This window comes from Tessaracoccus sp. ZS01 (genome assembly GCF_022342445.1).
Classification (GTDB): domain Bacteria; phylum Actinomycetota; class Actinomycetes; order Propionibacteriales; family Propionibacteriaceae; genus Arachnia.
In genome coordinates, this window is record NZ_PQFE01000001.1 from 341,126 (window position 1) to 365,876 (window position 24,751).

At 70.0% G+C, this 24,751-nt stretch carries 24 protein-coding genes; 17 read left to right on the forward strand and 7 right to left on the reverse strand.

What is annotated here, in order from left to right:
• Nucleotides 1-11: 11 nt before the first annotated feature.
• Nucleotides 12-2,831 carry a BTAD domain-containing putative transcriptional regulator gene (locus C3E87_RS01675; RefSeq protein ID WP_083665310.1) on the reverse strand — a complete coding sequence of 940 codons (2,820 nt, stop codon included), beginning with the start codon at nucleotides 2,829-2,831 and terminating at the stop codon, nucleotides 12-14.
• A 121-nt stretch (nucleotides 2,832-2,952) separates the two neighbouring features.
• On the opposite strand from C3E87_RS01675, the gene C3E87_RS01680 reads away from it, so the two are divergent.
• Nucleotides 2,953-3,579, forward strand: a complete 627-nt coding sequence (locus C3E87_RS01680; protein WP_158069023.1) for an RNA polymerase sigma factor — start codon at nucleotides 2,953-2,955, stop codon at nucleotides 3,577-3,579.
• On the opposite strand, the gene C3E87_RS01685 is transcribed toward C3E87_RS01680, so the two are convergent.
• The 3 genes from C3E87_RS01685 to glgX are packed head-to-tail and all read right to left on the reverse strand — an operon-like array spanning nucleotide 3,558 to nucleotide 8,902.
• Nucleotides 3,558-4,709 (reverse strand): phosphotransferase, encoded by a 1,152-nt coding sequence (locus C3E87_RS01685; protein WP_076058570.1) that lies wholly within the window; start codon nucleotides 4,707-4,709, stop codon nucleotides 3,558-3,560. The genes C3E87_RS01680 and C3E87_RS01685 overlap by 22 nt on opposite strands.
• Nucleotides 4,706-6,712: an alpha-1,4-glucan--maltose-1-phosphate maltosyltransferase gene (locus tag C3E87_RS01690; RefSeq protein WP_083665311.1), complete on the reverse strand. Its 2,007-nt coding sequence runs from the start codon at nucleotides 6,710-6,712 to the stop codon at nucleotides 4,706-4,708. Before C3E87_RS01690 ends, C3E87_RS01685 begins: the two co-directional genes overlap by 4 nt.
• Before the next feature lie 9 nt (nucleotides 6,713-6,721).
• Nucleotides 6,722-8,902 carry a glycogen debranching protein GlgX gene (gene glgX / locus C3E87_RS01695; protein ID WP_076058572.1) on the reverse strand — a complete coding sequence of 727 codons (2,181 nt, stop codon included), beginning with the start codon at nucleotides 8,900-8,902 and terminating at the stop codon, nucleotides 6,722-6,724.
• Nucleotides 8,903-8,986: 84 nt separating this feature from the next.
• Between glgX and C3E87_RS01700 the strand changes: the two genes are divergently transcribed.
• Nucleotides 8,987-10,102 (forward strand): cysteine desulfurase family protein, encoded by a 1,116-nt coding sequence (locus C3E87_RS01700; RefSeq protein ID WP_076058574.1) that lies wholly within the window; start codon nucleotides 8,987-8,989, stop codon nucleotides 10,100-10,102.
• On the opposite strand, the gene C3E87_RS01705 is transcribed toward C3E87_RS01700, so the two are convergent.
• A complete protein-coding gene (locus tag C3E87_RS01705; RefSeq protein WP_198928173.1) occupies nucleotides 10,099-11,100 on the reverse strand; it encodes a YeiH family protein in 1,002 nt (333 codons plus the stop codon). The two genes, C3E87_RS01700 and C3E87_RS01705, sit on opposite strands and share 4 nt — an antisense overlap.
• A gap of 70 nt (nucleotides 11,101-11,170) precedes the next feature.
• Here C3E87_RS01705 and C3E87_RS01710 point away from each other — a divergent pair, with 70 nt between their 5' ends.
• From C3E87_RS01710 to gatB, 7 genes are all read left to right on the forward strand, one after another.
• Complete coding sequence (locus C3E87_RS01710; RefSeq protein WP_083665312.1) at nucleotides 11,171-12,061, forward strand: LysR family transcriptional regulator; 891 nt, start codon at nucleotides 11,171-11,173, stop codon at nucleotides 12,059-12,061.
• Between the two features lie 29 nt (nucleotides 12,062-12,090).
• Complete coding sequence (mnmA, locus tag C3E87_RS01715) at nucleotides 12,091-13,164, forward strand: tRNA 2-thiouridine(34) synthase MnmA (protein ID WP_076058580.1); 1,074 nt, start codon at nucleotides 12,091-12,093, stop codon at nucleotides 13,162-13,164.
• Nucleotides 13,164-14,117, forward strand: a complete 954-nt coding sequence (locus tag C3E87_RS01720) for a uroporphyrinogen decarboxylase family protein (RefSeq protein ID WP_076058582.1) — start codon at nucleotides 13,164-13,166, stop codon at nucleotides 14,115-14,117. Before mnmA ends, C3E87_RS01720 begins: the two co-directional genes overlap by 1 nt.
• A 39-nt stretch (nucleotides 14,118-14,156) precedes the next feature.
• A complete protein-coding gene (locus C3E87_RS01725; RefSeq protein WP_143570844.1) occupies nucleotides 14,157-14,360 on the forward strand; it encodes a hypothetical protein in 204 nt (67 codons plus the stop codon).
• A 71-nt stretch (nucleotides 14,361-14,431) separates the two neighbouring features.
• Nucleotides 14,432-14,725, forward strand: coding sequence for an Asp-tRNA(Asn)/Glu-tRNA(Gln) amidotransferase subunit GatC (gene gatC / locus C3E87_RS01730; RefSeq protein ID WP_076058586.1), 294 nt, complete (start codon nucleotides 14,432-14,434; stop codon nucleotides 14,723-14,725).
• Nucleotides 14,722-16,230, forward strand: coding sequence for an Asp-tRNA(Asn)/Glu-tRNA(Gln) amidotransferase subunit GatA (gene gatA, locus C3E87_RS01735; protein WP_198928188.1), 1,509 nt, complete (start codon nucleotides 14,722-14,724; stop codon nucleotides 16,228-16,230). The genes gatC and gatA overlap by 4 nt, the downstream gene beginning before the upstream one ends.
• The gene (gene gatB / locus C3E87_RS01740; protein WP_198928189.1) at nucleotides 16,227-17,723 is read left to right on the forward strand and encodes an Asp-tRNA(Asn)/Glu-tRNA(Gln) amidotransferase subunit GatB; all 1,497 of its coding nucleotides are present in this window, start codon (nucleotides 16,227-16,229) and stop codon (nucleotides 17,721-17,723) included. The genes gatA and gatB overlap by 4 nt, the downstream gene beginning before the upstream one ends.
• On the opposite strand, the gene C3E87_RS01745 is transcribed toward gatB, so the two are convergent.
• The gene (locus C3E87_RS01745) at nucleotides 17,710-18,318 is read right to left on the reverse strand and encodes a TIGR03085 family metal-binding protein (RefSeq protein ID WP_076058592.1); all 609 of its coding nucleotides are present in this window, start codon (nucleotides 18,316-18,318) and stop codon (nucleotides 17,710-17,712) included. The two genes, gatB and C3E87_RS01745, sit on opposite strands and share 14 nt — an antisense overlap.
• Before the next feature lie 48 nt (nucleotides 18,319-18,366).
• On the opposite strand from C3E87_RS01745, the gene hisI reads away from it, so the two are divergent.
• The 8 genes from hisI to C3E87_RS01785 are packed head-to-tail and all read left to right on the forward strand — an operon-like array spanning nucleotide 18,367 to nucleotide 24,079.
• Complete coding sequence (gene hisI / locus C3E87_RS01750) at nucleotides 18,367-18,696, forward strand: phosphoribosyl-AMP cyclohydrolase (RefSeq protein WP_369819247.1); 330 nt, start codon at nucleotides 18,367-18,369, stop codon at nucleotides 18,694-18,696.
• Complete coding sequence (locus C3E87_RS01755; protein ID WP_233120663.1) at nucleotides 18,693-20,183, forward strand: anthranilate synthase component I; 1,491 nt, start codon at nucleotides 18,693-18,695, stop codon at nucleotides 20,181-20,183. Before hisI ends, C3E87_RS01755 begins: the two co-directional genes overlap by 4 nt.
• Complete coding sequence (locus C3E87_RS01760; RefSeq protein WP_158069024.1) at nucleotides 20,180-20,341, forward strand: hypothetical protein; 162 nt, start codon at nucleotides 20,180-20,182, stop codon at nucleotides 20,339-20,341. The genes C3E87_RS01755 and C3E87_RS01760 overlap by 4 nt, the downstream gene beginning before the upstream one ends.
• A 43-nt stretch (nucleotides 20,342-20,384) precedes the next feature.
• Complete coding sequence (locus C3E87_RS01765; RefSeq protein ID WP_076058596.1) at nucleotides 20,385-20,591, forward strand: HGxxPAAW family protein; 207 nt, start codon at nucleotides 20,385-20,387, stop codon at nucleotides 20,589-20,591.
• Nucleotides 20,588-21,382, forward strand: coding sequence for an indole-3-glycerol phosphate synthase TrpC (gene trpC / locus C3E87_RS01770; RefSeq protein ID WP_076058599.1), 795 nt, complete (start codon nucleotides 20,588-20,590; stop codon nucleotides 21,380-21,382). The genes C3E87_RS01765 and trpC overlap by 4 nt, the downstream gene beginning before the upstream one ends.
• Nucleotides 21,382-22,617 carry a tryptophan synthase subunit beta gene (trpB, locus tag C3E87_RS01775; RefSeq protein ID WP_076058601.1) on the forward strand — a complete coding sequence of 412 codons (1,236 nt, stop codon included), beginning with the start codon at nucleotides 21,382-21,384 and terminating at the stop codon, nucleotides 22,615-22,617. The genes trpC and trpB overlap by 1 nt, the downstream gene beginning before the upstream one ends.
• Nucleotides 22,614-23,462, forward strand: coding sequence for a tryptophan synthase subunit alpha (gene trpA, locus C3E87_RS01780; RefSeq protein WP_076058603.1), 849 nt, complete (start codon nucleotides 22,614-22,616; stop codon nucleotides 23,460-23,462). The genes trpB and trpA overlap by 4 nt, the downstream gene beginning before the upstream one ends.
• Nucleotides 23,459-24,079, forward strand: coding sequence for an SCO family protein (locus tag C3E87_RS01785; RefSeq protein ID WP_158069025.1), 621 nt, complete (start codon nucleotides 23,459-23,461; stop codon nucleotides 24,077-24,079). The genes trpA and C3E87_RS01785 overlap by 4 nt, the downstream gene beginning before the upstream one ends.
• Here C3E87_RS01785 and C3E87_RS01790 read toward each other — a convergent pair.
• A complete protein-coding gene (locus tag C3E87_RS01790) occupies nucleotides 24,066-24,728 on the reverse strand; it encodes a GNAT family N-acetyltransferase (protein ID WP_076058605.1) in 663 nt (220 codons plus the stop codon). The genes C3E87_RS01785 and C3E87_RS01790 overlap by 14 nt on opposite strands.
• Nucleotides 24,729-24,751 lie beyond the last annotated feature (23 nt).

A 24,751-nucleotide genomic window follows, 5' to 3' on the forward strand; every position in this document is an offset into this window, starting at 1 on the left:
CGTGCCTGGTTTCAGGCGTTGGCGACGGCTGCCAGCCAGCGCTGGACCACACCGTCGGGATCGGATCGGCCGATGAGGCGGTTCTCCGCGAACTCGGGGGCCGCCCGCAGCGCGGCCAGCGTCGGTTCGAACAACAGTGCCCACGGTTCGTCGGGATGCAGGCCTGCCCGGTGGGCGACCTCGTCAGCCGCGCCGAGGAAGCGCGCCCCGAGGCCCGGGCGGCCGAGTTGCTGGTGCGCGAGCGCGATGCAGCGCAGCGCCACCACCTCGTGGCGCGTGCGGCACCCCACCTCGTCGAGCTTGGCCAGCACCGTGGTGGCCATGCCGATCGAGGCGGCGGCCCCGCCCTCCGCGAGTTCGACGACGGCTGCCTCGGCCGCGACCGCCACAGCTCCCATCCCCATGGGGTGCCGGGCCGACAACTCCAACATCTCGTCGACGTTGACCCGCGCCTGTGCCACCCGGCCCAGGCGGACGAGGGGCTCCACCAGCCGCCCCAGCGCCGCGACCAGATCCTGGGGGTCCCCGTGGCCTCGGAGCTCGGCGACGCTCCGGAAGCCGAGGTCGACGGCGTGCTCAGTGTCACCTGCCGCGTCGGCGGCGGCCGCGGAGCAGCCCAGCGCCAGGGCGCGCAGCACCGGGTCGTGGCCGGCCGCCGTGGTCGCCTCCTGCGCGCACCGCGTCACCTCCTCCGGCCGGAGGGCGGCGGCGTGGAGGCACCCGACGCTGCACCAGCCCTCGACGACGAGCCGGCTGTGGTACCAGGGCGTGGTTTCCGCCGCACGGAGGGACGCCTCCAAGGCGTCGGGGTCGCCTTCACCGGTCAGGACCACCAACAGCCCCAGCGCGACCTGCAGGGCCACCCTGTCGTCGGGATGCGCGCTCTCCAGCGCACCATTCAGGACGCGGATGCCCTCGCGCACGCGGGCGGTGGCGAGCCAGAACGGTTCGAGCCACGGCAGCAGGACCCCCGGGTGCCCCGCCTCGCAGGAGAGCGTCACGGCCCGCAACACGGCGGACTGGTCGTCCAGGAGCGCCCGGACCGAGGGCTGCGACCCGTCCGGGGGCCGCACCAGGTCCGTCACGGCGTCGAGCAGCGCGTCCCGGGTGGGGCCGTCGGAGTCGCCGAGGGCCTGCGCCACCGGGGGCAGGACGAGGAAATGGTCCGAATCCGTGGGTCCGGTGACGAGGCCCGCGTCCACGAGTTCCATCAGCGCCTGGGGGCTGCGACTCAGCGAGTCGACGAGGTGCCCACTGACGAGTCCAGCCGCCTCGGCCATGGCGCGCAGCAGCATCCGCGCCTCCGGCGAGCAGCCGTTGGCCGCCCACTCGACGACGGCGGGGATGCTGCGCCGGGGATCGCGGTCCGTCGTCAGGGCTGCGAGCGCCTCAGGGGACCGGTGCAACTGCTCGACCAGCCGCGCGGGGGACGACACCCTGATCCGCGCGGCGAGGAGCTCGATCGCCAGCGGCAGGCCACCGCTCAGCCGGCACAATTCGCGGATGTCGGCCGCGGAATCTTCCATATCGATGCCGGGCCTGGCGCGGCGGCAATGCCGGACGAACAACTCCTCGGCTGCCGACGGGCCGCTGGGATCCGACGGGAGCGGGGGCACGACGATCGCCGCCTCCGGGCCGATGCCGACCGCCTGACGGGCGGTCACGAGCACCGTGGCCTCAGGCGCGGCAGACAGCAGGGCGAGCGCGAGATCTGCGAAACCGTCGAACTGCTCCGCGTTGTCGGCAACGAGGACGCACGGCCCGGCCCTCGCGATCGTCTGCGTCGGATCCCCGTCCCCGATCGGCAACTGGAGGGCTCGGCACCAGGATTCCAGCGCGTCCCTGGGCGTGGACACCTGCATGAACTCCGTCGTGGCCACCCGGCGGCCCGCCGCCTTCAGCCTGTCCACCACGGCGATGCAGAGGGCGGACTTGCCCACCCCTCCGAGGCCGTGGAGCGTCACGAGCCGGTGCGAGCCCACCGCCGAAAGCACGCGCTCGACGAGGTCGCCGCGCCCGACGAGGTCGGCCGTCGGCAGCGAGGCTCCCTGCAACGTCGGCGGAGTGACCGGGGACGGCAGCTTGTGGTTGAGGATGTCGCGCTGCAGCGCCGTGAGCTCGGGTGACGGCTCCACGCCGAGCTCGTCGAGCAGCGTGCGGCGGGCCTGGTGGAACGTCTCCAGTGCGGCACCGGGCTGGCCCGCGTGGTACTGGGCGGCCATCAGTCGAGACCAGGACGCCTCGTCGAGGGGATCGTCGGCCACCAGCGACCGCGCTTCCTCCACCGCGCGCTCCGCACGGCCGCTGCGGAAGAGGGCGATGACGTGGTCGCGGCGGGCGGCGACGTGCCGCTCGGCGATCGCCCGGCGGGTCTGCTCCAACCAGGCCGTCAGGTCCAGCCCCGCCAGCAGCGGGCCCGAGGCGAGCGTGAAGGCCCGTTCCAACACCTCCAGCGCCTGGTCCGGCGCGGCGCTACGGAGGAGGGACTGCGCGCGGGTGACGAGGGCTTCGAACATGGCCACGTCGACGTCGGAGATCCCGCAGGCCAGGGTGTAGGTGGCCCCGTCCCGGACGATGGGGAAACCGAGCGGTTCGACAACCTTGCGTAGCCCGGAGATATGGACCTGGAGGGCGTTGTGCACGCTGTCCGGGGGCTCGTCGCCCCAGAGTGCGGAGACCAGGTCTGGCACGGGGACCGGGCGGCCCGGCCTCAGGGCGAGCGCAGCCAGCAGGACCCGCTGCCGCGTGCCGCTCATCATCACAGGGCCGGCGCCGTCGGCACCCAGCACCCGGGCGGGGCCGAGAAGGCGAATCCGGCAAGCCTTCTCCATCGACACATGGTTGCACGCCCGAGGGGTTCCCAAAGCCCATCCGGTAAGGAAGTTTTAAGAATCCCTTAAGCCGCGGGACGAAGATATGGCTCAGGTCACCGTTGATTTCAGGGGGGACAACATGACGATCACGTCGGTAGGCGACATAGCGGCAAGGACCTTTGCCATCGACGCGGCCCGCGCGGGGGATGAGCGGGCGTTCGGGACGCTACTCGAGCCGCACCGTCACACGCTGTGGTCCGTCTGCCTGAGGATCACCAACGACCCGCGCGACGCGATGGATGCACTGGCGCACACGTTCGGCAATGCGAGGAGGGCGATCACTGACTACAGCGGGCTGGTGGCGTTCGGCCACTGGCTGAGCCTCGTGGCGGCGGGGACTTCTCGAGCCGTCGCCTGGCACCGGCAACGGAGCCCTGAGCCGCCCCGACAGGCGGCACTTCCGGTGCCCGTGTGCACGGATCCCGTCGAGCTGCGGCTGCGGGGGGTGCTGGAGTCTCTGCCTGTGGTCATCAGGGAGGCGTTGGTGCTGCGCGACATCTGTGGATTGACCTACGAGCAGATCGCGGTGCACCAGGTGGTGGGCATCCACACGGTCAAGGCCCGGCTGAGCAGGGGCGGCGGGATTCGACCGCTCCAGGGGGCGCCGGCTCTGGACCGTACCCGTTTCGACCAGTTGCTGCGCGCCGTGCTCGTGAGGCACCGGTTGGCAGTGGCGGGGGCGCTTCAGCCCAGCGTGTCGAGGTAGCCCAGGGGGACGCCGAGCAGGTGGGGGCGGTAGCGCGACTCGTAGGTCGCCTCGTAACCCGCCTTGTCGATCTCGTAGGCGGCCAGCAGGGACGCGTCGATGTCGTCCTGCCCGTAGCCGTGCAGGAAGGCGGACCGGGATTCGGTCAGCCAGGCGTCGTCGGCCCCGCCCGCCGCGGCGGCGTAGGCGAAGGAACGCAGCATGCCGGCGACGTCGCGCAACGGCGAATCCGGCAGGCGGCGCTCCTCGATCGACTTCAGGGGTTCACCCTCGAAGTCGACGTAGATCCACCGGCCCTCGCTGAGGAGGACCTGGCCGAGGTGGCAGTCGCCGTGCACGCGTTGCGTGGGCACCTGGTGGTCCGCGACCTGGGCGAACACGGCCTCGGCGGCGGGCTGATACGGCTCGACGGCGCCCACCTCTGCCACGACGGTGCGGAAACGCCGCCTGAAGTCGTCCGCCAGCCGGGTGCCGTCGGTGGTCGACATCGGGAAATGGGCCGCGAGGCGGTGGTGCACGGTGGCCAGCGCGACGCCCAGCGCCTCCGCGTGGCCGGCGAACCCACGGCCCTCGGAAGCGAATTCGCAGGCCAGCACGTAGCCGTCCTGCGGGGCCTTCAGCGCCTCCAGGAAAACGGCGTAGTCAGTGCCGTCGACCCGCCAAGAGCCATAGAGTTCGGCCACCACGCCGCTGCCGGCCAGCGCCCGGTGCACCTCCACATCCGCGTTGACGCCAGGCTCGAGGCGGCGGAACACCTTCGCCAGTAGCTGCGTGCCGTAGAAGATGCTCGTATTGGACTGCTCGCCCGTGTAGCGGTGGGCGGGTAGGCCCTCGGGCACGTCGCGCAGCCGTTCAAAGCCAGGGGCCTCGGTGCGGAGCAGGTCCAGCAGGACCGCGCCGTCGTCGCAGGCGTCAACGGGGTCCTCCCCGCCGCGGTACAGCAGCGGAATGAGGAAGCGTTCCCGGCGTCCGCCGTCGAACTCGACGACGAGCACCGCGGGCCGGAGACGGACCTCGGCGTCTTCCGAGGGGAGCCAATCGCCGTACTCGACGTCGACGGGGCGCCCCTCGCGCCCGGAGAACCACCGCTGCGTGAGCGCGAGGTTCCAGAGAGCGTCCGTGCCGGTCATTCGGCCGTCACATGGAAGATGTGGGCGGGCTTGCCGGGGTAGAGCCGGACGAAGGACTCCCGGCCCCACTGGTATTCCTCGCCGGTCAGCAGGTCGTGCACCTTGACCGTGGCGCGGTTCGGGAAGCCGAGCGCGTCGAAGTCGAGCATGACGGGCGACTCCACCGTGGCGTGCTGGTCCAGGGAGCACACGACCAGGATCACGTCGTCGGCATCGTGCTTGGAGTAGACGATGACCTGATCGTGCGCGGCATGGTGGAGGTGGATGTCGCGCAACTGCTGCAGCGAGGGGTGCTGCTCGCGGATCTCGTTGAGCCGGCCCAACAGGAGGTTGAGGTTGGGCTGCGAATTGTAGTCACGGGGCCGGTACTCGTACTTCTCCGAGTTGAGGTATTCCTCACGGCCTTCTGCCAGCGGCTCATGCTCGAAGAGTTCGAAGCCGGAGTAGACGCCCCAGGTGGGGGACATGGTGGCGGCCAGGATCGCGCGGATCGAGAAGGCGGCCGGGTTTCCCGACTGCAGGTAGAGCGGGTTGATGTCCGGGGTGTTGACGAAGAAGTTGGGCCGGTAGAAGGAGGCCATCTCCGACGACAGTTCGGTGAGGTACTCCTCGAGTTCCCACTTCGCGTTGCGCCAGGTGAAGTAGGTGTAGCTCTGGTGGAAGCCCACCTTCCCGAGCGCGGCCATCATCTGGGGCTTGGTGAACGCCTCTGCGAGGAAGATCACCTCGGGGTTCGTCTCGTAGACCCGGCTCATGAGCCAGTCCCAGAACTCGACGGGTTTGGTGTGCGGGTTGTCGACGCGGAAGATGCTCACGCCGCGGTCGATCCAGAACCGCACGATCCGCAGCACCTCGTGGTAGATGCCCACCGGGTCGAGGTCGAAGTTGACGGGGTAGATGTCCTGGTACTTCTTCGGGGGATTCTCGGCGTAGGCGATGGTGCCGTCCAGCCGGGTGGTGAACCATTCCGGGTGGTCCTGCACCCAGGGGTGGTCCGGCGAGGCCTGCAGCGCCAGGTCGAGCGCCACCTCGAGGCCCAACGAACGGGCCTTCGCGACGAACCTGTCGAAGTCCTCGAAGTCGCCGAGATCCGGGTGGATCGCGTCGTGCCCGCCGTCCGGGGAGCCGATCGCCCAAGGGGAACCGGGATCCTGCGGGCTGGGGTCCAGGGAGTTGTTCTTCCCCTTGCGGAAGGCGGTGCCGATGGGGTGGATGGGCGGCAGGTAGACCACGTGGAAGCCCATGGCGGCGGCAGCCTCCAGGCGCTCGTACGAGGAATCGAACGTGCCCGAGTGCCAGGTGCCGTGCTCGTCCACATGGGCGCCCTGCGAGCGGGGGAAGAACTCGTACCAGGACGAGTACAGCGCGCGTCGACGCTCGACCCGGATGGGGAAGTCAGGCGTGGGGGAGACCATGTCGCGAGGCCCGAAGCGGGCCATGGCCCGCTGGATGGGCCCGGAAGTGACCAGCTCGAGGATCTCCTCGATGTCCGTCTCCGGCGTGATCGTCTCGGCCGCGCCGCGCAGGAGGTGGGCGGCGCCGGCGACCCGCAGCTGGTCCGCGTGCTGGGCGGCCCGCTCTAGGAGGCCACGGCCCTCCATGCAGACCAGCTCGACGTCGACCCCGACCGGGAGCTTCTTCTCCGCGGCGTGGCGCCAGGTGCCCCAGGGATCTGACCAGCCCTCGATGCGGTAGGTCCAGTCTCCCTCCGCGGCCATGCGCACGTGCGCCTGCCAGATGTCGAGGCCCATCGGCTCGACCTGCTTCATGTCGACGCGGCGCTGGGTGCCGCCGGGGGAGGTGAGGATGACCGATGCGTTGACCGCGTCGTGGCCCTCACGGAAGACGGAGGCCTGGATCAGGATGCGTTCATGGACCACGGCCTTGACGGGGTAGGCCCCGCCCTCGATGACGGGAGTGACGCCGGTGACGGGGATGCGGCCGAAGCCTCCGTCTGTCCGGACGATGCGCTTGCTGATACGGGGCGAGATGTCCTCAGTCACGCCGCCAGCCTAGCTGTTGGACGTGCCGCCCGGAATGAGGTCGTACGACGAGGGCTCCGACTCGGCCTGGAGCGCGAGCAGTTCCTTGGAGGTGAGCGGCACTCTGACCCGCATGAGGGCGACGGTGCGACCGGGGATGTCGAATTCGCCGAGCGCGGGCAGCTCACCCTCCGGCAGTTCGCCGTCGTCGCCGGAATGCCAGATGACCTCGTAGGCGTGGCCCCAGGGCATGGTGGGCAACACGATGCGCTGCGGTTCCGGGTCCGAGTTGAACCAGGTGAGGAAGCCCTCGTGGTCGTTGGAGACATACATCCCCAGCAGGCGGCGGGCGCCGTCGTGCCAGGCGTCCTGGCTCATCTCGCCGTAGCGGCCGTCCATCCAGGTGAGGTCGACGCGCTGCAGGTTCTCGCCGTGCTGGTTGATGATCTCGGTGTGGTAGGCGTAATCAACCGGCCGGAACGCGCAGTGCCGCTGCCGGATGGCGATGAGGTCACGGATGCGGTCGCGCACGGCCTGCCATTCGGGGGCGATGTCCCAGTTCACCCAGGACGTGGGGGAGTCCTGGCAGTAGGCGTTGTTGTTGCCCTTCTGCGTGCGGCCGAATTCGTCTCCGGCCGTCAGCATGGGCGTGCCGGCGGCCAGCAGCTGGGTGGCCATCAAGTTGAGCACCTGGCGGCGACGCAGCGCGTTGATCTCGGGGTCAGGCGTCTCTCCCTCCCAGCCGTGGTTCCAGGAGCGGTTGTTGTCGCTGCCGTCGCGGTTGGCCTCGCCGTTGTCCAGGTTGTGCTTGACGTCGTAGCTGACCAGATCCAGCATCGTGAAGCCGTCGTGCGCGGTGACGAAGTTGATGCTCGCCTGGGGGTTGCGGCCGGGCTGGTCGAAGATGTCCGGCGAACCGGCCAGCCGGGTGGCCAGCTCCTGGACCCCGTGTACGGCGCCGCGCCAGTAGTCGCGCACGTGGTCGCGGAACCGGTCGTTCCACTCGTACCAGCCGGGACCGTACGCGCCCACCTGGTAGCCGTAGGGGCCGACGTCCCACGGTTCGGCGATCATCTTGATGCCGTCGAAGGTGGGGTCCGCCGCCACGAGTTGCTTGAAGGCGTGGTTCTGGTCGACGTGGTGCTGGGCGTCGCGGATCATGGTGGTGGCCAGATCGAAGCGGAAGCCGTCGACGCCCATCTCCGTGACCCAGTAGCGCATCGAATCCATCACCAGTTGCAGGGCCATGGGGTGGGCGGTGTTGACGGAATTGCCGGTGCCCGTGACGTCGTAGTCGTCGCGGCGGTCGTTGGTGAGGCGGTAGTACGCGTCGTGGTCGATGCCCCGCATGGACAGGGTGGGGCCCTGGTGGCCACCCTCTCCGGTGTGGTTGTAGACCACGTCGAGCAGCACCTCGATGTCGGCCTCGTGCAGAGCGGAGACCATGGCCTTGAACTGGGACACCTGGTCGCCGACGGTGCCGCGCGGCGCGTAGAAGGCGTGCGGGGCGAAGAAGCCGAGCGTGTTGTAGCCCCAGTAGTTGCGCAGGCCCTTGGCCACGATGAACGGCTCGGAGACGAAGTGGTGCAGCGGGAGGAACTCGACCGCGGTGACGCCCAGGTCCTTGAGGTAGGCGATGACCGCCGGGTCCGCCATGCCGAGGTAGGAACCGCGCAGGTGCTCCGGCACGCTGGGGTGCATCTTGGTGAAGCCCCGCAGGTGCGTCTCGTAGATGATCGTCTCCGACATCGGCCGGCGCTTCTCGATGGCCTTGGGTGGCGGGGTGTCGCGCACCACCACCGACAGCGGCACGGCTCCGAAGGAATCCCAGGTGGAGATGGTGAAGGGGTCGCCCGGCACGTGGTCGAGGATGGGGCCACGGAAGTCGACGCCGCCGCTGATGGCGCGGGCGTAGGGGTCCAGCAGGAGGCGGGCCGGATTGAAGCGGCTGCCCGCACTCGGGTCCCACGGGCCGTGCACCCGGTAGCCGTAAGCCTGGCCGGCGCCGATGCCCGGGATCTCGACGGTCCAGATCCCCTGGTCATCGGCAGCCATGTGGTGGTTGAACTGATGGTTGGTCTGATCCACCAGCACCAGCTCGACTGCCGTCGCGCGGGGTGCCCACAACCCGAAGCGAACTCCGGCGTCAGTGATGTGGGCTCCGAGGAAGCGGCTGTCAGGTGCCGGTTGGGGGATCATGCTGTCTTTCATCAGAGGATGGAACGGCGGTTCATTCTGCCACCGGGGCCGGGTTTGGGCTAATTGGTCTGCGCGCCGCGCCTCTAGGCTGAGGTTATGTCGGTCTACCTCGATCACGCCGCTTCGTCCCCCATGCGCGGGGACAGTATAACGGTGTTCACGGAGCTCGCTTCCCTCGTGGGGAACCCCTCCTCACTGCACCGGCCGGGCCAGCGGGCGCGCGCGATCCTGGAGGAGGCGCGCGAGGAACTGGCGGTGGCAGTGGGCGCCCATCCGACAGAGGTCGTCTTCACGTCGGGGGGTTCCGAGGCGGACAGCATCGCCGTGCTCGGGGGGTGGGCGAAGCGACGCGACGAGGGACGGGACCGATGCCTGGTGTCCGCCGTCGAGCATCCGGCCGTCCTGGGCGCCGTCCAGTGGGGCGCGGAAACCATCCCGGTCACGTCGGAGGGGTGGGTGGACGTCGCGGAGGCTGCACACTTGATCGACGAGCGGGCCGGCGTCGTCTCGGTGATGGCGGCCAACAATGAAACGGGGATCGTGCAGCCGGTCGACGACATCCGCGGCCTGGCCGAGCGGGTGGGCGCGTGGCTGCACGTGGACGCGGTGCAGGCGCTCGGGCACCTGCCCGTCGACTTCGCGGCCAGCGGCGCGGACCTGATGTCGCTGTCCGCCCACAAGATCGGCGGGCCGGTGGGCATCGGTGCGCTCCTCGCCAGGCGCGAGGTGGTGCCGCGGGCCACCGGCCTGGGCGGCGGCCAGGAGCGGGAGGTGCGCTCGGGGACGGTGCCGGTGATCCTGGCGGCGGCCTTCGCGCGGGCCGCGAGCACCGCCGTCGGGTCGCTGCCTGTGGAGGCTGGACGGCTGTGCGGCCTCAGCCGACGGATCGCAGCGGCGGCGGTTGGCGCCGGTGGCCGGCTCAACAGCCGTGACGACGGCGCACCGCACATCGTCAACGTGACCTTCGACGGCATCAGGGCCGACGACCTCCTGTTCCTGCTGGACCAGCGAGGTGTGCACGCCTCCGTCGGGTCTGCCTGCAGGGCCGGGGTGCACCAGCCCAGCGACGTGTTGCTGGCGATGGGCCGTACCCCCGACGAGGCGACCCAGTCGCTGCGGTTCTCGGTGGGCTGGTCGACGACGGATGCCGACATCGACGGCTTGTGCCAGGTGCTCCCTGAGGCGCTGCAGCAGGCGCGGGCGGCGTTCTAGGCCAGGACCAGGGCGCCGGCGAGCCCGATCGAGGTGATGATGCCGGTGGCGATGGTGGCAAGGATGAACGGCTTGCCGCCCACCTTCAGCATGGACTTCACGTGCACCCCCAGCCCGAGCGCGAACATCGCGGCGGCGAGGAGCAGCTTCTGCCCCACCGCGATCGCGCCCAGCGGGGGCCCCGGCAGGATGCCGACGGTGCGCACGAGCATGGCGATGACGAAGCCGGCGATGAACAGCGGCACGATCGGCGGCAGCGCGGAGGTGGCGTCGGCGGTCGCGCGGCGGCGGCGCCCCATGGCCAGCAGGGCGACCATGGGTGCGAGGCACAGGACGCGGGCCAGCTTCACCGTGACCGCCACGGGCAGCGCCTCTTGGCCGATCAGGCCGGCGGCGGCCACCACCTGCGCCACCTCGTGCGTCGAGGCGCCCACCCACATGCCGCCCGCCTGGGCGCCGAGGTTCAGGGCAGCCACCGCGAGGGGCAGCAGCGGGATCAGGAGGGTGCCGAACACCACCACCAGGGCGACGGCGGTGGCAGTGTCGTTCTCGTCGGCGTCGGTGACCGGCTCGACCCCCACCACGGCGGCGGCACCGCAGATCGAGAAGCCGGCGGCGATCAGGGTGCTCTGCGCCATGGACAACCCGAGCCGCCTGCCCAGGAGTCGCGTCGTGAAGAAGGTGACGCCGACGGCGGCCACCACCAGCAGGAGCGTGCCGGCGCCGAGCCCGAACACTTCGACGAGCGATACCTGGAAGCCCAGCAGCACGATGCCGATCCGCAGCACGCGCTTGCCCGCGACGGCGACACCCGGTGCCCATGAGGCCGGTTGCCCGGCGAGGTTCCGCCAGAGGACGCCGAGGATGATCGCCACCAGCAGCGGGCTGAGGGTGGGGACCACCTGGGCGATGGCGACGGCGAGCAGGGCTGCGGCGAAGGCTGCGGCGAGCCCTGGCAGGACGGAGGCGCTCGTTCTGGCGGCTGTTGCTGTGGTCACAGGAAGAGTGTGGGGAATGCCGGGCCGGGCGCGGTAACCCGCTTCGGACATGAGGGCATATGCTCCTGATATGTCTCTGCCCCATGAGCCCGGCGTCGCCGCCCTGCGCCTGTTGATTGCGGTCGCCGACGAGGGCGGTCTGGGTGCCGGTGCCCGGGCTGTGGGGATGGCCCAGTCGAACGCCAGCCGGACCCTGGCCGGCCTGGAGCAGCGGCTCGGGCTCACGCTGGTCACCCGGAGTGCCGCCGGTTCCACGTTGACCGCCGACGGGGAGCTCACCGTCGAATGGGCGCGCAGCGTGGTGGTGGCGATGGACCGCCTGCTGCAGGGGGTCGCCGCGCTGCAGTACGAGGGCCGCGACCTGGTGGTCTCCGCCAGCATGACGATCGCCGAGTACCTCGCGCCCAGTTGGCTGGCCGCCATGCGGCGCGACCATCCCGGGGTCGCGGCCAGCATGGTGATCCACAACTCGGCCGACGTGGTCGACGACGTGCGCCGCGGACGGGTGGGCCTCGGGTTCGTGGAGGGCCCGGAAGTGCCCGGCGACCTGCAGCGGGTCCGCGTCGGCACCGACCGGCTCGTCGTGGTGGTCGCTCCGGAGCATCCCTGGGGGGACAGGCGAGGGGGCGTCACCGTCGAGGAACTGGCCCTCACGGCACTGGTGGAACGGGAACGCGGCTCGGGCACCAGGTCGTTCCTGGATCAGGCGGTACCCGGCCGCCGGGCGGCCCCCCTCGTGGAGCTCCCGAGCAACGGCGCGGTGGTCGCTGCCGTGGCGGCCGGGCTGGGGCCCGCCGTCCTCTCCATCCACGCGGTCCTCAGCGGGTTGGTCGCCGGCAGGCTGTTGGCGGTGCCGATCGTCGGCGGCAACATCGAGCGTGACCTGCACGCCGTCTGGCTGGGGCCGTCCGAACCCACGGGCCCCGCCGCCCTTTTTCTGGCCACGGCGATGGGCGCCTAGACTTGGGTGCCGATCACCCAAGGAGGGCCATGCGGGTTCTGGTTGCCATGTCAGGCGGAGTGGACTCCGCCGTCGCCGCCGCGCGCCTCGTGGCCGAGGGCCACGATGTGACGGGCGTGCACCTGGCGCTCTCGAAGAACCCCGCGTCGTACCGCTCCGGAGCCCGCGGCTGTTGCTCGCTGGAGGACTCGCACGACGCCCGCCGCGTGGCCGACAAGCTGGACATCCCCTTCTACGTGTGGGACTTTGCTGAGGAGTTCCACGAGGCGGTCGTCGAGGACTTCATCGCCGAGTACCAGGCCGGCCGCACCCCCAACCCCTGTCTGCGGTGCAACGAGAAGATCAAGTTCGCCGCCGTGCTCGACAGGGGTGTTGCGCTGGGCTTCGACGCCGTCGCCACGGGGCATTACGCGGACCTGCAGCGCCACGACGACGGGTCGGTGTCACTGCACCGCGCTGCTGACGCCGCCAAAGACCAGTCCTACGTGCTGGGCATGTTGAACCAGGAGCAGTTGAGCCGCTGCCTGTTCCCGCTGCACGACGTGGAGAAGCCCGTGGTGCGCCAGGAGGCGGCCGCGCTCGGTTTCGGCGTGGCGAAGAAGCCCGACAGCCACGACATCTGTTTCATCGCCGACGGCGACACCCAGGGCTTCCTCTCGCGCTACCTCGACGACAGGCCGGGCCCGATCATCGACGCCGACGGGCAGGTGCTCGGCGAACACCAGGGCCACCACCGCTACACCGTCGGCCAGCGCAAGGGCCTCGACCTGCGCGTCCCCGCCCCCACGGGCGAACCACGCTACGTGCTGAGCATCGAGCCGGTGAGCAACACCGTCGTCGTGGGTGCCCGCGAGGATCTCGCGGTGCGTTCCCTGCGCGGCATCCGTCCCACCTGGACGGAGTCGCCCATCGAGGGTCGCTGGCGCGGTCACGCCCAGTACCGGGCGCACGGCATCCCGCAGGACGCCACGATCTCCCTTCTCGACGGCGACCTGGTGGTGGCGCTCGACGAGCCCGCCTCCGGAGTGGCCCCAGGCCAGACCGTCGTCGTCTACGACGGCAGCCGCGTGGTGGGCTCGGCCGTCATCGCCGAGGCGCGTTGATGCGGATCACCGCTGCCGGGTCGCTGCCCGGCACGGATTTCCGTGGCGCCCTCTCCTCGATGGCAGAGGCGCTGCCCGACGTGCTGCCGCTGCCGGAATTGCCCGCCAGGGGAGTGGCCTCGGCGATGATCGGGCGCACGCTGGGCCTCATCGGCGGGCTTGCGTTCGACCTGCAGCCCGCCGGGTGGCGGCTCACCCACCACCCGGACGCCGAACATCGGCGCGCGAGGGCACAGTGGCGCCACGACCTGGACGATGCGGAAGAACTCCTGCAGGGTTTCGCGGGCACCCTGAAGGTCGCCGTCACAGGGCCGTGGACGCTGGCCTCGTCTGTCGAGCGTCCCACCGGCGACCGGCTGCTGGCAGATCACGGGGCGCGTCGGGAGTTGGCTGAGGCCCTCGTCGAGGCGGTGGCCGTGCTCCGGGGTGAGTTCGGCCGGCGCCTGCCCGACGCGACCGTGCTGGTGCAGGTGGACGAACCGGCGCTCGGCGCCGTCGTCGGGGGCGACATCCCCACCGCTAGCGGTTTCAGCAGGCACCGGAGTGTCTCGGAGGCTGATGCGGTCGAGGCCCTGAAGCCCTTCGCCGACGGTGCCCTCCTGCACAACTGCGCGCCCGGCCGCTGGCTGGAACTGGCCCGGCGCGCCGGGTTCGCCGGGGCCGCCGTCGATTCCCGCCTGGCGGATCTGGATGAGTTGGCGCAGTGGGCCGACGAACGCCGCACCCTGGTGCTGGGCGTCGTCGACACTGGCCTGGGGCAACCGCAGGGGGTGGATGCCCTGGTGAACGAAGCCCTGCGCGTGCTCCGGGCGATCCAGGCAGAGGGCGGCGACCACCTGCTGCTCGGCACTGCCTGCGGGCTGGCCGGGTGGCGGCAGACGGACGTCGTGCCGCAGTTCGACGCCCTCGCCCGCGCTGCCTCCCTCACCGAGGAACTCCTCGGCCAGGGCTGAGGGGATGGGCAGTGCGCCGCCAGCGCCTAAGCTGGGCAGGTGCGCATGTTCTCCAACCTGAACCTCGACGGCCAGACGCCCACCCGGGTGCAGCCGGCCCGTGGCTCGTGGGGCGCCCGTGGCGTCCCCGGCACGCGGTGGAAGAAGTTCCAGCGCATCATCGTGCCGGTTATCACCTTGGCCATCGCCACCGGGCTGTTCTTCCTGGGGCGCATGTTCTACCTCATCCTCACCGGGGGATGACCCCCGCCGTCTACCCCTAAGATGGGGCAGGCCGCATCCTGCGGCACCGCACCAACCGAGGGAGTATCGACGTGGGTCTCACCGCCGACGACGTGGCCCGGCTGGGCGCTCTGGCCCGCATCCAGCTCACCGAGCAGGAGTGCGCGGAGCTTGCCCCCGAGCTGGACGTCATCCTGGAATCCGTCCGCAGCGTGTCGGAGGTCGCGGGCCCCGACGTGCCGACGGCAACCCACGCCCTCCCTGTCAGCAACGTGTTCCGCGACGACGTGGTCACCCCCGGCCTCACGCAGGAGCAGGCACTCTCCGGCGCGCCGGACCACGAGGACGGCCGCTTCCGCGTGCCCCAGATCCTGAGCGAGGACTGAGCCAGATGATCACGAAGTCCGCCGCTGAACTGGGCCGGCTGATGGCCGCCCGGGAACTGACCTCCGAGGAACTCACCCGCGCCTGCCTCGAGCAGATCGAGGCGCTCAACCCCGCCCTGAACGCGTTCCTGGCCGTCGACGCTGAGCACGCGCTCGAGCAGGCACGCGCCGTGGACCAACGCCGCGCAGCCGGCGAGGAACTGGGTCCACTGGCCGGCGTGCCCGTGGGGGTCAAGGACAACTACTGCACCACCGACTTCCCGACGACGTGCGGCTCCCGCATGCTCGAAGGCTGGGTGCCGCCCTACGACGCCACCGTCGTGGCTCGCCTGCGCGATGCCGGCCTGGTCATCATCGGCAAGACCAACATGGACGAATTCGCGATGGGCTCCTCGACGGAGACCTCCGCTTTCGGCCCCAGCCGCAACCCGTGGGACACCGACAGGGTGCCCGGCGGTTCCGGCGGCGGTTCGGCAGCGGCCGTCGCGGCGTTCATGGTGCCGTTGGCGATCGGCTCCGACACCGGCGGCTCGATCCGCCAGCCGGGTGCCGTCACCGGCACCGTCGGGGTGAAGGCCACCTACGGAGGCTCGTCGCGCTTCGGGCTGGTGGCCATGGCCTCCAGCCTCGACCAGCCCGGGCCCTGCGCCCGCACCGCCGAGGACGCGGCCCTGCTGCAGGAGATCATCAGCGGCCACGACCCGAAGGACTCCGCGTCGCTCGACCAGCCCGTACCCCAACTCGTGGCGGCGGCGCAGGCCACCGACCTCAAGGGCATGAAGGTGGGCATCGTCACCGAGTTCAGGGGCGACGGCTACGAGGAGGGCGTGCTCGAGCGCTTCCACGAGGCGGTGGAACTGCTGCGTCAGGCCGGGGCCGAGGTGGTCGAGGTGTCCTGCCCGGCATTCACCTACGCGCTGCCCGCGTACTACCTCATCCAGCCGGCGGAGCTCAGCTCGAACCTGGCCCGCTTCGACGGCATGCGCTACGGCCTGCGCGCCGGCGACGACGGCTCCCGCTCCGCGGAAGAGGTCATGAACCTCACCCGCGAGGCCGGCTTCGGCCGCGAGGGCAAGCGCCGCATCATCATCGGCACCTACGCACTCTCCGCGGGCTACTACGACGCCTACTACGGCTCGGCGCAGAAGGTCCGCTCGCTCATCCAGGCGGATTTCGACCGCGCCTTCGAGGTGGTCGACGTGCTGGTCTCGCCCACCACGCCCACCACCGCGTTCAAGGTGGGGGAACGGATGACAGACCCCATGAGCATGTACATGGCAGACCTCTGCACCATCCCGTCGAACATGGCGGGCAACGCCTCCGGCTCGTTCCCATCGGGCCTCAGCGACGGCCTGCCCACCGGCCTGCAGGTCATGGCCCCGCCCATGGAGGACGCCCGCGTCTACCGGGTCGGTGCAGTGCTGGAGCGGGCGCTGGAAGCGCAGTGGGGCGGCCCGATGTGGCGCGAAATGACTCAGCTCGAGGGATCGAAGGCGGTTTACTGATGACTGAACTGGTCGATTACGACGATCTCCTCACCCGGTATGAGCCTGCGCTGGGTCTCGAGACCCACGTCGAACTGAACACCAACACCAAGATGTTCTGCGGTTGCGCCAACGAATTCGGCGGCGACCCGAACACCCACGTGTGCCCCGTGTGCCTGGGCCTGCCCGGCTCGCTCCCGGTGATCAACGGCAAGGCCGTCGAGTCCGCCATCCGCATCGGTCTGGCCCTGAACTGCCAGATCGCCGAGTGGTGCCGCATGGCCCGGAAGAACTACTTCTACCCGGACATGACCAAGAACTTCCAGACCTCCCAGTACGACGAACCCATCGCCTTCGACGGCTGGGTCGAGGTCGAGGTCGACGGCGAGACCTACCGCGTTGAGATCGAGCGCGCGCACATGGAGGAGGACGCAGGCAAGGCGACGCACGTGGGCGGCTCCGGCCGCATCCAGGGGGCGGACTATTCGCTCATCGACTACAACCGTGCAGGCGTGCCCCTCATCGAGATCGTCACCCGGCCCATCCTGGGCGCCGGTGACAAGGCGCCCCAGGTGGCACGCGCCTACGTGGCGCAGCTGCGAGACCTGCTCAAGGCCCTCGGCGTGTCCGACGTGCGGATGGAGCAGGGCTCGCTGCGCTGCGACGCGAACGTGTCCATCGCCCCCGTCGGGAGCGACAAGCTCGGCACCCGCACCGAGACGAAGAACGTCAACTCCCTGCGCTCCATCGAGCGCGCGGTGCGCTACGAGATGACCCGGCAGGCTGCCATCCTCGACGCCGGTGGCTCGATCGTGCAGGAGACCCGCCACTGGCATGAGGCCGACGGCACCACCTCGGCCGGCCGCGTGAAGTCCGACGCGGAGGACTACCGCTACTTCGCGGAGCCGGACCTGATGCCGATCGCGCCGTCGCGCGCCTGGGTGGAGGAACTGCGCGCCACACTGCCGGAACCGCCGACGGAACACCGTCGCCGCCTCCAGGGCGAGTGGGGCTTCAACGACACCGACTTCAGCGGCATCGTCAACGCCGGTGCCCTGGCGCTGGTGGAGGACACCGTCGCCGCAGGTGCCTCGCCGGCCGCCGCCCGTAAGTGGTGGGTCTCAGACCTCTCCCGCAGGGCCAACGAAACCGGAATCGAGCTGGAGGACCTCGCCATCACTCCCGTTCAGGTGGCTGCGGTGCAGGCGCTGGTGGACGAGGGCAAGGTCAACGACCAGCTCGCCCGTCAGGTCATCGACGGGGTGCTCGCCGGCGAAGGGGAACCCGCCGTGGTCCTCGAGAAGCGTGGCCTCGCCGTCGTCTCCGATGAAGGCGCCCTGGGTGCCGCCGTCGACGAGGCGATCGCCGCCAACCCGGACATCGCCGAGCGTATCCGCGGCGGCAAGGTCCAGGCGGCCGGTGCGCTGATCGGTCAGATCATGAAGGCCATGCGCGGCCAGGCCGATGCAGCCAAGGTGCGCGAACTGATCCTCGCGAAGCTCACAACGGACTGATCGCGGTACGCCACGCGTCGATGGCGGCCGTCTCGCCCGTGAGCGTGACGTCGCCCTCGCGCTGGCTCAGGTGCAGGAGCAGTTCCGACGGCAGCCCGGCGAGGTGCACGGTGCGGTCCCCCTGACCGATCTGGTGTTCGTAGCCTGTGTCCGTGCGGGTCATGAGCAGCCGCCCGCCGAACCGCATCTGGGCACGCCTGGCCAGGACCTTCGCCAACGGCCACAGGTGCTCCTGCTCCTCGGCGGTGAGCGTCTGCGAGCGGCCGTTGGCCCGCAGGACATCCTCGTGGTGGATGAAGAACTCTGAGGAGTTCACCAGCTGATCCAGCGGCCGCATGATCCAGCCGGGCCTGCGGACGGCCTCCACCAGCGGCAGGAACCCGCGGCGGTGCAGCTCGAGGTTCTGGACCCGCTCGGTGTGGCCGGCGAAACGCTCGGAGCCGATGCCGGGCAGGGCGTCCAGGCGGTGTTCACGTACGTACAGGTGGGCGGCCAGGTCCTGGGTCTGCCAGCCCTCACACATGGTGGGGGCGAACGGCCCCAGTTCTTCGAGCAGGTCTGCAAGGGCGGCGCGCTGGCGGTGGACGAACTTCATGTGGGCAGTCTAGGAGGCGGTTCGCACAGGTGCGGCACAATGATGCTCATGCCGACTGTGACCTACAACTCCGACGGGCTGGTGCCCGCCATCGCCCAGGACGCAGAGACCCGCGAGGTCCTGATGATGGCCTGGATGAATGAGGAGGCGCTGCGCCGCACCCTCACCACCGGCAAGGCCACCTACTGGTCGAGGTCCAGGCAGGAATTCTGGGTCAAGGGGGAGACCTCCGGCCACCACCAGGCCATCGAGAGCGTGAGCGTCGACTGCGACGGCGACACCATCCTGCTCAGGGTGCGCCAGACCGGCGCCGCCTGCCACACCGGCAACCGCACCTGCTTCTTCACCCCTCTGACCGCTCAGGACACTGCCCAGTGATCGTCTCTCCCACGCTCGACGAGTTCGTCGAACTCGCCAACCATCGTCGCGTCATCAGCGTGCACGCCAAGCTGCTCGCAGACGACCTCACCCCCGTCGCGCTCTATCAGGCGCTGTGCGGCGCCCGGGAGGGAACGTTCCTGTTCGAATCCGCAGACGCTGGTGTCTGGTCGCGCTACTCCTTCGTGGGCGTGCGTTCCGCAGCCATGCTCACCGAGCGCGACGGCCAGGCGGCCTGGATCGGCCGCGAGCTGGTGGGCATCCCCGCCGACGGCGACCCGCTCGTCGTCCTCCGCGAAACCCTGGCGGAGCTGGCCACCCCGGCGACCCCCGGCCTGCCGCCGTTCCACGCGGGCATGGTGGGCTACCTGGGCTACGACGTGGTGCGCCGGCTCGAGAAGCTGCCCGAGACCACCGTCGACGAACTTGAACTGCCGGAGCTGGTCATGATGCTCAGCTCCGAACTGGCCGTGCTGGACCACCACCGCGGCGAACTCTGGCTCATCGCCAACGCCATCAACTACGACGGCACGCCGGAGGGCGCGGAGCGCGCCTACTACGACGCCGTGGCCGCCGTCGAGACCATGGCGGAGCAGGTGCGCCAGCCCCGCGTCGCGCTGGTGTGCCAGGAGGGTGAGCCCCGCACGCCCGAGGTCAATCGCCAGCGCACGCCGGAGGAGTTCCGCTCGATGGTGGACGAGGTCAAGGGCGAGATCCGTGCGGGCGAGGCCTTCCAGATCGTCGTGTCGCAGCGCTTCGACATCCCCACCACCGCCGATGCTTTCGAGGTGTACCGCGCGCTGCGCCTCACCAACCCCAGCCCTTACCTGTATCTGATGCGCCTGCCGGGCTTCGACATCGTCGGCTCCAGCCCGGAGGCACTCGTCACGGTGCAGGACGGCGTGGCCACCACGCGGCCAATCGCCGGTTCGCGGCCCCGGGGCCGGACACCGGAGGAGGACCGCCTGATGGCGGAGGAGCTGCTGGCGGACCCCAAGGAGAAGGCGGAGCACCTGATGCTCGTGGACCTGGGCCGCAACGACCTGGGTCGCATCTGCGAAGCCGGTTCGGTCACCGTCCACGAGTTCATGAACGTGCGCCGCTACAGCCACATCATGCACCTGGAGGCCGCGGTTTCCGGCCGGGTCGAGGCTGGCCGCACCGCCCTCGACGCGACGCTGGCCTGCTTCCCGGCCGGCACGTTGTCGGGCGCGCCCAAGGTGCGGGCCATGGAGATCATCGACCGGCTGGAGGTCTCGCGGCGGGGCCTGTACGGGGGAGTGGTGGGCTACTTCGACTTCGCCGGCAACTCGGACGTGGCCATCGCCATCCGTACCGCGGTGCTGGCCGACGGTGTCGCCTATGTCCAGGCCGGCGCCGGCGTCGTGGCGGATTCGGTACCGGAGACGGAGGACGCCGAGTGCTCCCACAAGGCGCGCGCCGTCATCGCGGCGATCGGGCGAGCAGAGGCCATGGCGACGGCATGACCGAGGTCATCTGGCCCATCCTCGGGGTGCTGGCCTCGGGCGCGCTGCTCTTCTGGTTCTGGAAGCCCCGGCGCCGCCCGAAAGTGCAGTCGCCGGAGCAGCCGGAGGACCTCTGGAAGGCGATGGACGACGGTGCCGACCCGACTGATAGAGGGTAGGCTCGGGGGCTGAACCCCCCTCGTTCAGAGAAAGGTCGCGCACATGGCACGTACCCCGAAGTACTACCACCACGGCCGGAGCCCTGCCGCCTGGACCGGATCGGTGCTGACCGCTGTCGGTTTCACCATCGCCTGCGTGGCCGCCATGCTGGGCCCGGCGTGGCTCTGGGTCATCGTCGGTGCAGCCGTGATTCTCGTCGGGGCACTGACCACCATGATCATGAAGGCCATGGGTCTGGGTCAGCCGTGACCGTCCTCGACGACATCATCGCCGGAGTCCGGCGAGACCTCGAGGAACGCAAGGCCCGCACCTCCATCGACGAGATCATTCGCGCCGCCCAGCAGGCAGCGCCGGCACTCGACCCGATGCCCCGCTTCCGCGCGCCGGAACTCGCCGTGATCTCCGAGGTCAAGCGCAAGTCGCCGTCCAAGGGCGACCTCGCCGTGATCACGGATCCCGCCGCGCTCGCCGCCTCCTACGAGGCGGGCGGCGCCGCTGCCATCTCCGTGCTCACGGAGAAGCACCGGTTCAACGGTTCGCTGGCAGATCTCGACGCCGTGCGTGAGCGCGTGCGCATCCCGGTGCTGCGCAAAGACTTCATGGTGGAGGAGTACCAGTTCCACGAGGCCCGCGCGCACGGTGCAGACCTGGTGCTGCTGATCGTCGCGTCGCTCACCGACGAGGAACTCACCCGCTTCCTGGGGCTGACCGCAGAGCTCGGCATGACCGCGCTGGTCGAAACCCACACCGCCGAGGAGGTGGACCGGGCGCTCGCCGTCGGGGCCGGCCTCATCGGCGTCAACAACCGGAACCTGAAGACCCTCGATGTCGACCTGGCCACCTTCGGCGGCCTGGCTGAACGCATCGGCGATGCCGCCGTGAAGGTGGCGGAGTCGGGGATCCTGTCCGCCGACGACGTCGCTCGCGTCGCGGCCGAGGGGGCCGACGTCATCCTCGTGGGCGAGGCGCTCGTCAAGCACGGCGACCCCACCCACGCCATCGGCGGCTTCATGGCCGCTGCAGAAAGGGCAATGCACTGATGAGCCTTCCCGATTCCCGGGGACACTTCGGCCGCTTCGGTGGCCGTTTCGTGCCCGAAGCACTCCAAGCGGCGCTGAACGAACTGATCGTCGCGTTCGACGAGGCCTGGGCGGACCCGACGTTCCACGCCGAACTGGCCAGGTTGCAGCGCGACTACGCCGGCCGGCCCACGCCGATCACGGTCGCCGACGAGTTCTCGAAGCACGCGGGCAACGCCCGCATCCTGCTCAAGCGCGAGGACCTGAACCACACCGGCGCCCACAAGATCAACAACGTCCTGGGGCAGGCGCTGCTGACCAAGCGCATGGGCAAGACCCGCGTGATCGCAGAGACGGGCGCAGGCCAGCACGGGGTGGCCACCGCCACCGCGGCGGCGCTGCTGGGGCTCGAGTGCCGCGTCTACATGGGTGAGGTGGACACGCAGCGCCAGGCGCTGAACGTGGCCCGCATGCAGCTGCTCGGTGCCGAGGTCTACGCGGTCGCGGCGGGCTCGCGCACGCTCAAGGACGCGATGAATGAGGCCATGCGCGACTGGGTGACGACGGTGGACCACACGCACTACCTCATCGGCACCGTCGGCGGTCCGCACCCGTTCCCGTACCTGGTGCGTGAACTGCAGCGCATCATCTCCGTCGAGGCACGCCAGCAGATGCTCGACGACCACGGCGGCCTGCCGGACTACGTGGCGGCCTGCGTCGGTGGCGGCTCCAACGCCATCGGCATGTTCTACGAGTTCATCGGCGACGAGGGCGTCGGCCTGTACGGCTTCGAGGCAGAGGGCGACGGCATCGAGACCGGACGTCACGCCGCAACCATCACCGCCGGCACCCCCGGAGTGCTGCATGGTGCACGCACCTTCCTGCTTCAGGACGGGGACGGGCAGACCATCGAGTCGCACTCGATCTCCGCAGGCCTCGACTACCCGGGTGTCGGCCCCGAGCACGCCCACCTGGCAGACACGGGCCGCGCCGTTTACCAGCCGGTCACCGACGCGGAGGCCATGGAAGCCTTCAAGTTGCTGACCCGCACGGAGGGCATCATCCCGGCCATCGAGTCGGCGCACGCCCTGGCCGGGGCGCTGCGGCTGGGCCGGCAGTTGGCGCAGCAGGATCCGTCCGCGACGCCGTCGATCCTCGTGTGCCTTTCCGGGCGCGGCGACAAGGATGTGGCCACCGCGTTCGAGTATTTCGGCCTGTCCGGTAAGCCGGATGTCACGGTGGGAGCGTTCGAATGAGCCAGTTCACAGACCCCAAACGCCTCGGTAAATCCGGTGCCACCGTCGCCCGTTGTCTCGATGAGGGACGCCCAGCGCTGGTGGGCTACTACCCGGTGGGCTACCCCACGGTGCCGGATTCGTTGTCGGTGGTGAAGGCCATCGTCGAGGGGACGCAGGGCCGTGGCGCCGACATCGTCGAGATCGGCATCCCGTACTCGGATCCGTTGATGGACGGGCTGGTCATCCAGCACGCCACCACCAAGGCCCGCGCGCGCGGCGTCCGCACCAGGGACGCCTTCCTCGCCGTCGAAGCCGTGGCATCGGCCGGCGCCACGCCGATGGTCATGACCTACTGGAACCTCGTTGAGGCCTATGGGGTGGACGCGTTCGCCCGGGACCTGTCGGCGGCCGGCGGAGCGGGCGTCATCACGCCGGACCTGCCGCCGGACGACTGCCCGGAGTGGTTCGAGGCCTCGGACGCGCACGACGTCGACAGGGTCTTCCTGATCGCCCCCTCATCCACCGACGAGCGGATCGCGCTCACCATGGAGTCCTGCCGCGGCTGGGTCTACGCGTCGTCCGTCATGGGCGTGACCGGCGTGCGGAGCCAGACCTCCGACGCAGCCCCGGTGATCGTCGAGCGCGCCCGCGCCGTTGATCCGTCGCTGCCCATCGGCATCGGCCTGGGCGTCAGCGATGGGGACCAGGCGGCCGAGATCGGCAGCTTCGCGGATCTGGTGATCGTCGGTTCGGCACTGGTGAAGTGCATGTCGTCGGACGGGCTGGACATGCACGGGGACCTGCAGAAGCTCCGGGCGCTGGCCGACGACCTGGCGGCGGGCGTCGAGCGGGCTCGCCGGTGATAGGACGGCGTCTCTTCCTCGGCGCCGGTGCCACTGCCCTGCTGGCCGCCTGTAGCCCCGGTGCGAACGGGCCTGCGGCCGAGATCGACGGGGCGGGCGAGTGGCACGGCACGCACCTGTCCGGCGGGGGCAACCCCGTTCCTGACGTGACCCTGACGGACCAGGACGGCAACCCGTTCAACCTGGCCACGGACGTCACCACCAAGGCCCTGGCCCTCTTCTTCGGGTACACCAACTGCCCCGACGTGTGCCCCGGCATCATGGCGGACATGGCCACGGCCAAGCGCCGGCTCCCGCCTGAGATAGTCGATGACATCACGCTCATCGTCGTGACGACGGACCCGGCCCGTGACACCCCCGAGGCGCTGAAGGAGTACCTGCGCCGGGTGGACGAGTCCTTCATCGGGCTCACCGGCAGCCTCGACCTGATCAAGCCTGCCGCGCTGAGCCTCGGCATCGACATCGCTGAGGGCAAGCAGTTGCCGTCCGGTGGCTATGAGGTGGATCACGGCAGCTACATCCTCGGCTTCGGCGAGGACCGCAAGCTGGCCGTCGTATGGAACGAGGTTCCGCCCGGCGAGATGCGCGAGGACTACGAACGCCTCATCGGGGGCTGACCCAGGAGATGCCGAGGAATCGGCGCAGGGCCTGGCCGCCGTCGTAGCTGATCGGCTCCTCCGGCCTGGTCAGCTGCTCCCGGGTGAGCTTGTAGCGCACCTCGGTGGCGGCCTCTCCCAAGCGGTTGACGCGGGCGCGATCGAACTCCCGGTAGCCGGTCTTCTGGCTCACCCTGTTCGATGCCGGGTTGTCGGCATAGGCCTCGGTGCGCATCTCGATGGCGCCCAGTTCGTCGAAGGCGAAGGCGCAGATCATCTGACGCATGCGGGTGCCGATGCCGCTGCCATGGAACTCCCGGCCCAGCCAGGACCCGGTGAAGCCCGTCCGGCGCACCGCGAAGTCGGCCGCCCGCAGGTCCTGGGCGCCCAGCACCCTGTCTCCCTGACGCGCCACCATGAGGAGCTCGAAACGCTCGGGGCGGGCGGCGCTCCAGCTCGAGAAGTAGAACTGCGTGGAGCTCAGCTCCCGCTGGTCCTTCGGGAGCAGCGCCCAGTCGGTGAGGAACGGGTAGCCGGAACCGTCCGGCACGATGCCGCGGCCCGCGACGGCGAGCAGCGCCGAGACGTCGTCGGGCGTCATCGCGCTGAGCGTGAGGTCACCGCAGCGGATGGACACACCCATGAAGGGGAAGATGTCTGACCAGGCCATGGTGGACAGGCTAGCGGCCGGGC